The sequence below is a fragment of the Methylobacterium sp. WL6 genome (assembly GCF_008040095.1).
GTDB lineage: Bacteria > Pseudomonadota > Alphaproteobacteria > Rhizobiales > Beijerinckiaceae > Methylobacterium.
Genome location: NZ_VRVH01000026.1, coordinates 24,048 through 33,376 on the forward strand (window position 1 = coordinate 24,048; position 9,329 = coordinate 33,376).

Here is a 9,329-nt window from a genome sequence, read left to right on the forward strand (position 1 = left end):
GAACGAGCCTGTGCATCGAGGTGCTGTAGAACCGCGGCCCTTGGGTCAGAAGGGTCAGGGTGTAGTGCAGGCTCGGAATTAGCTTGTCCTTCCGGGCTGGTCCCCTCACGGCGCCCTCCGCTCCCGGAACCGGATGCCGGCGCCGACCCCGTTCTTCGGCTGACAGTTCCGGGCGCCTAGCGGAGAACGCGGAACGCTGTTGGTCCGTCTCCACTCCGCCAGCGCCTCAGCAACGCTCTTCACTCCAGACGTAGGAGCTTCGAGAGCGTCAATCCACCCGTCTAGATCCTGACGGTCAAATCGCTCCAGGCGCTTGTCGCCAAAATCAATTGGATCAACCGAACACCGAGTTCCGAAGGCTGACACTGACAAGCCGCAATAGGACGCCGCCTGTGCACGGGCCAGAAGCCGAGCGGCGGGGAGGGGCACACCACGCTCTCTCAATGCTCGCCTCGCGTCCCATCCTTCCGCTCCCGGAAGCGGATGCCAGCGCCCCCGCCGTTCTCGGTAATGAACTCTAGACCCTTACCTTCGAACGCGCGCTGGATAGCTGCGATCGTAGGGCCATGGGCCGATAGAGCGCCGGGCGCAGCTTCCAGACGTTTAATCGTCGGAAGCGATACCCCCGACGCCTCGGCAAGGCGTTCGCTAATGCAGCGCCCTCAGCCCTTCTTCTGGTAAGTGTCGATGGCGTTCCGGCATCCAGGCGAGAGCTTGGACATGTTCCTGTTGAAGCAGGCACGCGTCTCAGGGCCGTCCTCAGGCGGCAAACCGGTGCATAAGGTCGCGAAATCGCCAGCGCAGAGCAGCTGCATGGCGGCCTTATCCTCGGGGGACACCGGAGCGGCCATGGTCGTGCTCGCTGCGAACGCGGCAAGCACGATGCCGATCCCAAAACGTACCAACATCAGGTTCTCCCGAGACACCCGGTGATCCGGGTCTAAAGCGAGAACCACACCAGATGCCCCATGGTTGCGCTCGGGGAGCGCTTGCTCCCTTCAAGACCGCCGTCGGGCGCCGGTTCCTCTACGCCGATCCAACGACCTCGTGCGTATCAGGATGCAGCGGTTTGAGCCTGCGCGAGCCAAGCCCACGCGGCCGGCTCGTCCTCAAGGTCGAAGGTCTTAGTCTCCACCGGCATGATCATCCCCGAGAGGTTGATCATCGCCTTCGCCATGGTCGGTGCACCGACGACGACGTAGCGCTGGATATGCGCCACTGAGCGTGCCTTCACGCTCGCCGCATAGCCGTCGAAGGTCGCACCCAGATCCGAGCCTTCGTAGTTCGACATGATGATGAGCATGTCGATCTTCCCGTGCGCCTGCATGGCTGCATCGGTCACGGAGGACATCCACTCGATGTCGGGCTTGGTGATCTTATCCTTGATCTCAAAGGCAAGAAGGTCGGGACGCGGTGCCTCACGCTGGATGACTGAGCCGTCCGGTGCTGCGTTCATGCGTTCCTCCCAGGTTCGACGCGGCCTGCAAGCGGATGAAACGGCACGATGACCCATTTTGATCCAGAACGATGAGACCACGCCCCTGGCACGGGTTGTGGAACGTTCGGGGACGCGGGAAGTAGCCCTCAGCCATCATACGGCAAGGGAACCAGCCACCATGTTCATGAAGATCGACAAGCTGCTGACCGATCTGCCGGAGGCGAAGAAGCCCGAGCCGAACGCAGCGGCTGCCCTACAGGAACTGCTCGGCGGCAAGTACGGTGAGATGTCCACACTCGGAAACTACATGTTCCAGAGCTTCAACTTCCGCAACAAGACCAAGCTACGGCCATTCTACAGCCTCGTATCGAGCATTTTTGCCGAAGAACTCGGGCACGTTGAGCTGGTCTCGACCGGCATCTCAATGCTGAACAATGGTCCGGGTAATCCGACGAAAGACGTGGACATATCCAAGGCACCTTTCGCTGATATGAAGGACGTGCGGCTGGCCGGCAGCTTCCTGTCGAACGGCGGTGGCGCGATGCCGATGAACGCGAACGCTGCTTCGTGGAACATGAATATGGTCACCACGACCGGAAACTTGATCATCGACCTACTGCACAACTTCCACTTGGAATGCGGTGCCCGCATCCACAAGCTGCGCGTCTATGAGACGATGACCGAGCCGACGGGCCGCGAGGTCTGCGGCTACCTGCTAGTGCGTGGGTCGCTGCACGCCCACGCCTACGCCCTGGCGATCAAGAAGCTGACTGGCGTCGAGCTTGAGAAGATGCTCCCGACCCCGAATATCGACCTCTCTCGCATCCCTGAGTGTCAGAAGTACCTCGACGAGGGCAAACACCGCCGGCTCTACACCTTCAGCCCGGACGACTACGCCGAGGCCGCGGGGGTCTGGTCGAACGACGAGGTCGCGCTGCCGGGCGACCCGCCGGGCAACCTCGAAGTCGTTGACGGAGCGCCTGAGGGCGGCAAGATCCCGGAACTCGACGGCAACTACGGCGCCTTCGCGCCGGATTACGCCCCTGAGGAAATCTTCGAGATCGCGAGCAAGCTCTACCAGAAGGGCCGCTGAGCCTACGAACCGCCCAGCGTGGTGTAGATCACGCTGGGCAACACACGTTCACTCTTGCTGGCCCTTCGTCTGTGCGTCTTCCTGCAAAGAGGGCATGAATGGCTTGTACTTAATCAGCAGATAGATCCGCGATCATAAATCGCTGCACTTTCATCAACGTAGCGCGCATATCTAAGCTCAAGAAACATCAAAGATGCGGGTCGTCCGCTGCCTCAAGCCGTCTCGATGCAATGGCGTCCTGAAAAGTTTTATAGTCCTCAGCGTTTCGATCGCCGTAGGCAGCAGACCAATCAGCTACGGCTTCCCGTAGGTCAACACGGCCATCATGCCCGCAGTAGCCTGTAATTGCTGCGGCATCCCCTGTCCGCGCATGAGCCTTGGCCAACAGAGCCCCATAGGCGTGGCAAAAGTAGAGGAGAGATCGACCTGTCATGCGAGAGACCGGGATCTCGCCCTTCATGTTCTTCATCTGCCGCACGTAGAACGGGCGGTCGGCGATCGTGGTCCAGCCGAGCAGCGGGTCGCCGACGCCCTGGAGCAGGCGCTGGCCGTAGATCACCCGCTCGCCCTCGTGGCTGGCATAGGGCTCCGGCATGCCGGGCAGGTAGGGGGCATGGGCCGGGCGCACCGCCTCCTTCACCTGCAGGAAGAGCACGTCCTGGTCCGAGTTGCCGCAGAGCAGCGCCACGTAGGCGCGGGTCCCGACGCTGCCGACCCCGACGACGCGGTGGGCGACGTCGACCACGTGGTAGCGGCTCAGCATGAACCGGCGCTCGCGCGGCAGCGTCTCGGCGTAGTGCTCGAGCCCGGTGATCACCGACTCGCGGGTGTCGTCGTCGACGCGCGTGAGGATCGGGGCGTCCTCGCGGAAGCGCCAGCCTCCGTCGACGCGGCGCTCGCCGACGCGGGCGAGCAGGCTCTGGTTGTTCTTCTTGCGCGCCTTCTCCACCGCCTTGCGTACGACGGCCTGGGACGCCTCGTCGATGCGGACGCCGGAGAAATCGAGCTCGTCGGCGCGGGTGGCCTGCTGCCAGACGTCGAGGGACCCCTGCGGCGCGAGGTCCAGCATCGTGTGCTGGTAGCCGCCGACGGCGGCCATCACCGCCTGCCGGCGCTGGTCGGCAGGCACCCCGTCCTCGCGGGCCGCGACCTCGATGCTGGCGACGAGGCGCTTCAGGTCCCACTCCCAGGGGCCGATCGTGACCTCGTCGAAATCGTTGAGATCGAGCACGACGTCGCCCTGCGGCGTCCCGAACAGGCCGAAATTCGAGATGTGCGCGTCGCCGTTCATCACCACCATGATCTCGCTGCGCGGGCTGTGCGCGAGATCCCAGGCCATGACGTGGGCCGCCCCGCGCAGGAAGGCGAAGGGCGAGCTCGCCATGCGGGCGACGCGCAGCGGCACCAGCTCGGGCTGCCGGCCCTCGTGAGCGCCCGCGATCAGGTCGACCGGATCGGGCCGGTCGGCGGGCAGGTCGAGGGCGGCGTGAGCTGCATGGTCCACCACCTCGCGCAGGCGCTTGCCGGCGGCGCGGCGCTTGTCCCAGGGCTCGCCGCCGGCGCGGAGATCGATGTGCGGGTAGTCGGCCAGCGGCTGTAGGACGCCGGCTTCGGCGGCCTCGTCCGCGGCCGCGTGGTCCTGGCCGGTCTCGGCGCCGGCGGACGCGTCCTCGCCGTGGATGGGGTTCGGTCGTTCCATGGCTGCCTGCGACTCCGATCGACCGGGGACAACCTTGACCGCATAAGTTCGTTGCGGCGGCGGGGATTATGTCGCCATCGAATCCGTGGGGCGTAGCGCGGAAGGGTTACGATATCGGACGCCGGGCCGATCCGGCCTTCACGTCAGCTCCACCGTCACGGGCACGTGGTCCGAGGGTTTCTCCAATCCGCGCAGGTGCTTCTGCACCGAGGCCGCGACCAGGCGGTCGGCGGCCTGGGGCGAGAGCAGCAGGTGGTCGATGCGGATGCCGAAGTTTCGCGACCAGGCGGCAGCCTGGTAGTCCCAGAAGCTGTAGAGGCTGGGGCGCGGGTCGCAGGCGCGGACCGCGTCGGTCAGCCCTTCGGCGAGGAGCGACCGGAACGCCGCGCGCGTCGTGGGCAGGTAGAGCGCGTCGTCGGCCCAGGCCGCGGGCTCGGCCGCATCCTCCGGCTCGGGAATGACGTTGTAGTCGCCGGCCAGCACCAGGGCGGTCTCCTCGCGCATCCGCGCGCGGGCATGCAGGCGCAGGCGCTCGAGGAAGGCGAGCTTGTAGGGGTATTTCGGGCTCGCCACCGGGTTGCCGTTCGGCAGGTAGATCGAGGCCACCCGAACCGGCGCGACGCCGTCCCCGGCGACTAGCGCCTCGACGTAGCGGGACTGCTCGTCCTCGGCGTCGCCCGGAAGCGCGCGCAGAACGGTCTCCGGATCGTAGGTCAGCGGCGCGCGCACCAGCAGCGCGACCCCGTTATAGGCCTTCTGGCCCACGGCCTCGACGGCGTAGCCCGCAGCCTCGATCTCGGCGCGCGGAAACGCCTCCTCCTGGCACTTCAGCTCCTGCAGGCAGACCACGTCCGGCTTGGCCTCGTCGAGGAAGGCGAGCAGGTGCCCGACCCGCTGCTTGATCGAATTGACGTTCCACGTGGTGATGCGCATCGCTGGCGTCCTGGAGAGCGGAGCCCGTCATCGGGCCTTCGCACCGCCCTGACAAGCGGAAGGCCGGACGCATCGTCGTCCGTCCCGCAACGAGGTCGCCGGTGGACTGGTTCGAGCCGATCGCCGGCTATTGCGAGCGCGGGAGCCCGGCGTTCTGGGCCGAGCCGGTCAATGCCGTCTCCAACGCCGCCTTCCTCGTCGCCGGCACCGTCGCGTTCCGGCGTGCCCGCACGGTGGACGATCGGCCCGCCGCCGCTCTCGCGCTCCTGACGGCAATCGTCGGCGTCGGATCCTTCCTGTTCCACACCCTCGCCGTGCGCTGGGCGATGCTCGCCGACGTGGTGCCGATCGCCGTGTTCATCCACGCCTACTTCTTCCTGGCGATGGTGCGGTTCCTGCGATTCGGGCTCGTGGCGGCGGCGGCGGCGACCCTGGCGTTCGCGGGCTTCGGCTTCGGGCTCGTCCCCGCCCTCGATGCCGCCGCCGGGCGCTCGGTCGAGACCCTCACCAACGGCTCGGTCGACTACCTGCCGGCCGTGCTGGCGCTCCTCGGCGTCGCGCTCGGGCTGCGATGGCTCGGCGACCCGTCGCCGACCGGCGAGCGGCTCGTTGCGCTGGCGCTCCTGTTCGGCGTCTCGCTCGCCCTGCGCACGATGGACCGCAGCGTCTGCGCGCGCGTGCCCGTCGGCACCCACTTCCTCTGGCACCTGCTGAATGCCGGCATCCTCTGCGGCCTGGTCGTCGCCGCCGTGCGGCATCGGGCGGCGTCGCGCCGCCGGTGACGGGGGGCGCCCGGAGACGACCGCGCGACCGGCCGATTTCTTGCGCCTCCCGGCAAATCGAGGCAGAAGGACGCCGCCGCAGCCGATGGGGCGCGCGGCGTACCCCGCGCCCGTCCGCGCTGGCCGACAGGCCGCCGACGGCGCAGGGCAGAAGGCTACGAAAACCAGCATGTCCCAGAGCTTCCGCCTCGGTGTCGCCGGTCTCGGCACGGTCGGTGCCGCCGTCGTCCGCATGATCGCGCGCCGCTCGTCGGCGCTCGCCGCCGCCACCGGCCGCGACATCCGCGTCGTCGCGGTCTCCTCCCGCGACCGGACGCGCGACCGCGGGTTCGACGTCGCCGGGCTGCACTGGTTCGACGACCCGGTGCAGATGGCGCGCTCGGCCGAGGTCGACTGCGTGGTCGAGCTGATCGGCGGTTCGGAAGGGCCGGCCAAGGCGGTCGTCGAGGCGGCGCTCGCCGCCGGCAAGCCGGTCGTCACCGCGAACAAGGCGCTGCTCGCCCTGCACGGCGCGGCGCTGGCGACGTCCGCCGAGACCGCGGGCGTGGCCCTGGCCTACGAGGCGGCGGTCGCCGGCGGCATCCCGGTGATCAAGGCGCTGCGCGAGGGGTTGGCCGGCAACGCGGTGAGCCGCGTCTACGGGATCATGAACGGCACCTGCAACTACATCCTCACCCGGATGGAGCGCGAGGGCCTGACCTTCGAGGCCTGCCTCAAGGACGCGCAGGCGCTGGGCTACGCCGAGGCCGACCCGACCTTCGACGTCGAGGGCTTCGACACCGCCCACAAGCTCGCGATCCTGACGAGCCTCGCCTTCGGCACCGCGATCGACGCCGAGGGCGTCTCGGTCGAGGGCATCTCCGGCGTGAAGCCGCTGGACCTGCTGATGGCCGAGGAGCTCGGCTACCGGATCAAGCTGCTCGGCGTCGCGCAGGCGACGGAGGCCGGGATCGAGCAGCGCGTGCACCCGACCATGGTGCCGAAATCCTCCAGCATCGCCCAGGTGATGGGCGTGACGAACGCGGTGACGATCGACGCGGACGCCGTCGGCGAGCTGACCCTGATCGGCCCGGGCGCCGGCGGCGAGGCCACGGCGTCGGCGGTCGTCGCCGACATCGCCGACCTCGCCGCCGGCCTGACCCGCCCGACCTTCGGCTGCCCGACCGCGCAGCTGCGCCCCGCCGAGCGGGTCGAGATGCAGCGCCACGAGGGCGGCTATTACATCCGCCTCACGGTCCACAACCGGCCCGGCGTCGCGGCGGGCGTGGCCACCCGCATGGCCGAGCGCGAGATCTCATTGGAGAGCATCCTGCAGCGCCGCACCGGGGAGACGGCGGAGAGCGATCCGCACGGGCGCTCCGGGCAGCCGGTGCCGCTGGTGCTGATCACCTACGCCGCGACGGAGGGCAACATCCGCGCGGCGCTCGACGCCATCGCCGCCGACGGGCTGCTGGCCGAGGCGCCGCAGCTCATCCGGATCGAGCGGGAATAAGCCTCCTCGGCGCTCGAAGGATAAGCACTATCGTTCCTCTTCGCTGGAAATTCGGAAACCTGAGTTATTTTCGTGCATCCTGCCTGCGCTAAGCTGTAGGAGCAGGGCACCGAAAACGTTCGGGCCGCGGGAAGGGCTTGGGAAACGATGGACGAGGCGCTCATGCAGGGCTCGCGGAGCGTCGTCGCGCGCACGCTCACCCTCGAACTCGCGCGCGTGACCGAACGCGCGGCCATCGCCGCGGCGGCCCTGCGTGGGCAGGGCAACGAGAAGGCCGCCGACCAGGCCGCCGTCGACGCGATGCGGGCCGAGCTCAACGCGCTGCCGATCGACGGCACCGTGGTGATCGGCGAGGGCGAGCGCGACCAGGCGCCGATGCTGTTCATCGGCGAGCGCCTCGGCAGCGGCGGCGGGCCGCGCGTCGACCTCGCGGTCGATCCGCTGGAGGGCACGACGCTGTGCGCCAAGGACATGCCCGGCGCCATCGCGATCATGGCGATGGCCGAGCGCGGCTCGCTCCTCGCCGCCCCCGACGTCTACATGCAGAAGATCGCGATCGGCCCGGGCTATCCGCCGGGGATCGTCGACCTCGACGCCAGCCCCGCCGACAACATCGCTGCGCTCGCCCGCGCCAAGGGCGTGCCGGCCTCGCAGATCGTGGCGATCGTCCTCGACCGACCGCGCCACGCCGACCTCGTCGCCGCGATCCGCGCTGCGGGCGCCGGGGTCCGCCTGATCTCGGACGGCGACATCGCCGGCATCATCTTCACCAACTCGCCCCACGAGACCGGCGTCGACATCTATCTCGGGACCGGCGCGGCGCCCGAGGGCGTGATCGCGGCCGGCGCGCTGCGCTGCATCGGCGGCCAGATGCAGGGCCGGCTGATCCTCGACACGCCCGAGAAGCGCCGGCGGGCGCAGGACATGGGCATCGGCGACCCGAACCGGAAATACGAGCTCACCGACCTCGCCCGGGGCGACGTCATCGTGGCGGCGACCGGCGTCACCGACGGCGCGCTGCTGCGCGGCGTGCGCTTCAGGCCCGGCGTGATCGAGACCGAGACCGTGGTCTACCGCTCGGCCACGGGCACGGTACGGCGCATCCTCGGCGAGCACCGCCGCACGGAGCGCAACGTCGACTGAGCATGCGCGAACGCCGTCCGCGGAGTCTCCCCCTGCGGACGGCGCGGTCGTTCCCCGCTCAGTTCAGGACGACGACCTTGGTGCCGACGTTGACGCGGCTGAACAGATCGATCGCATCCTGATTGATCATGCGGATGCAGCCCGACGAGACGCTCTTGCCGATCGAGTTCGGATCGAGGGTGCCGTGGATGCGGAACAGCGTGTCCTTGTTGCCCTGCCACAGGTACATGGCCCGGGCGCCGAGCGGGTTGCGGTTGCCGCCGGGAACGCCGACGCCGCTCGGCAGCGTGTCGACCTCGCGGGCGAGGTGCGGCGTCCGGGCGATCATCTCCTTGGGCGGGTACCAGTCGGGCCAGGCCTGCTTCAGGTTCACCGTGGCGGTGCCCGACCACGAGAAGCCCTGCTTGCCCACGCCGACGCCGTAGCGCCGCGCCCGGCCGTCGGCCTGGACGAGGGTGAGCTGGTGCGCCCGCGGGTCGACGATGATCGTGCCGGGCTCGTAGGGCCCGGTATAGGCGATCTCCTGGCGCAGGAACGCCGGGTTGGTCTTCTTCCAGTTGAACGCCGCCACCGGGAACGCGTCGTCGGCGATCGCGGCATAGGCCTTGTCGTAGCTGATCGGGCCGTTGTCGATCGGCCGGTTGATCGCGGCGGCCATGGCCGGGGAGAGCTGGTTGGCGCCGGGCTTCGGCCCGACGGTGAGCGGCGCGGCGGGCGCGTCGGCCGGGCTCTCGGCCAGCGTCTCGGGC

At 68.5% G+C, this 9,329-nt stretch carries 9 protein-coding genes; 4 read left to right on the top strand and 5 right to left on the bottom strand.

Features of this window, described 5'->3' with window-relative positions; all coding sequences use genetic code 11:
• Positions 1-662: 662 nt before the first annotated feature.
• Entirely contained in the window at positions 663-908 is a 246-nt protein-coding gene (locus FV230_RS06415) for a hypothetical protein (RefSeq protein ID WP_147725990.1), read from the bottom strand.
• Between the two features lie 146 nt (positions 909-1,054).
• Positions 1,055-1,456: an STAS/SEC14 domain-containing protein gene (locus FV230_RS06420; RefSeq protein ID WP_187275410.1), complete on the bottom strand. Its 402-nt coding sequence runs from the start codon at positions 1,454-1,456 to the stop codon at positions 1,055-1,057.
• A 160-nt stretch (positions 1,457-1,616) separates the two neighbouring features.
• Here FV230_RS06420 and FV230_RS06425 point away from each other — a divergent pair, with 160 nt between their 5' ends.
• The gene (locus FV230_RS06425) at positions 1,617-2,531 is read left to right on the top strand and encodes a manganese catalase family protein (RefSeq protein ID WP_147725969.1); all 915 of its coding nucleotides are present in this window, start codon (positions 1,617-1,619) and stop codon (positions 2,529-2,531) included.
• Between the two features lie 187 nt (positions 2,532-2,718).
• Here FV230_RS06425 and FV230_RS06430 read toward each other — a convergent pair whose 3' ends face one another.
• Both FV230_RS06430 and xth read right to left on the bottom strand, forming a co-directional pair.
• Positions 2,719-4,230 carry a DUF2252 domain-containing protein gene (locus tag FV230_RS06430; protein WP_147841717.1) on the bottom strand — a complete coding sequence of 504 codons (1,512 nt, stop codon included), beginning with the start codon at positions 4,228-4,230 and terminating at the stop codon, positions 2,719-2,721.
• A 138-nt stretch (positions 4,231-4,368) separates the two neighbouring features.
• Entirely contained in the window at positions 4,369-5,163 is a 795-nt protein-coding gene (xth, locus tag FV230_RS06435; protein ID WP_147841718.1) for an exodeoxyribonuclease III, read from the bottom strand.
• Between the two features lie 101 nt (positions 5,164-5,264).
• Here xth and FV230_RS06440 point away from each other — a divergent pair, with 101 nt between their 5' ends.
• From FV230_RS06440 to glpX, 3 genes are all read left to right on the top strand, one after another.
• Positions 5,265-5,945: a ceramidase domain-containing protein gene (locus tag FV230_RS06440; RefSeq protein ID WP_147841719.1), complete on the top strand. Its 681-nt coding sequence runs from the start codon at positions 5,265-5,267 to the stop codon at positions 5,943-5,945.
• A 169-nt stretch (positions 5,946-6,114) separates the two neighbouring features.
• Positions 6,115-7,437, top strand: coding sequence for a homoserine dehydrogenase (locus FV230_RS06445; RefSeq protein WP_147841720.1), 1,323 nt, complete (start codon positions 6,115-6,117; stop codon positions 7,435-7,437).
• A 147-nt stretch (positions 7,438-7,584) separates the two neighbouring features.
• Positions 7,585-8,580, top strand: a complete 996-nt coding sequence (gene glpX, locus FV230_RS06450) for a class II fructose-bisphosphatase (protein ID WP_147841721.1) — start codon at positions 7,585-7,587, stop codon at positions 8,578-8,580.
• Between the two features lie 58 nt (positions 8,581-8,638).
• Here the strand turns inward: glpX and FV230_RS06455 are convergent, their stop codons facing one another.
• Positions 8,639-9,319 carry a L,D-transpeptidase gene (locus FV230_RS06455; RefSeq protein ID WP_246694762.1) on the bottom strand — a complete coding sequence of 227 codons (681 nt, stop codon included), beginning with the start codon at positions 9,317-9,319 and terminating at the stop codon, positions 8,639-8,641.
• Between the last annotated feature and the right edge of the window lie 10 nt (positions 9,320-9,329).

Coding starts and splice junctions, on each gene's coding strand:
- glpX (WP_147841721.1), top strand. CDS start 7,585: ATGGACGAGGCGCTCATGCAGGGCTCGCGGAGCGTCGTCGCGCGCACG.
- FV230_RS06415 (WP_147725990.1), bottom strand. CDS start 908: ATGTTGGTACGTTTTGGGATCGGCATCGTGCTTGCCGCGTTCGCAGCG.
- FV230_RS06430 (WP_147841717.1), bottom strand. CDS start 4,230: ATGGAACGACCGAACCCCATCCACGGCGAGGACGCGTCCGCCGGCGCC.
- FV230_RS06445 (WP_147841720.1), top strand. CDS start 6,115: ATGTCCCAGAGCTTCCGCCTCGGTGTCGCCGGTCTCGGCACGGTCGGT.
- FV230_RS06420 (WP_187275410.1), bottom strand. CDS start 1,456: ATGAACGCAGCACCGGACGGCTCAGTCATCCAGCGTGAGGCACCGCGT.
- xth (WP_147841718.1), bottom strand. CDS start 5,163: ATGCGCATCACCACGTGGAACGTCAATTCGATCAAGCAGCGGGTCGGG.
- FV230_RS06425 (WP_147725969.1), top strand. CDS start 1,617: ATGTTCATGAAGATCGACAAGCTGCTGACCGATCTGCCGGAGGCGAAG.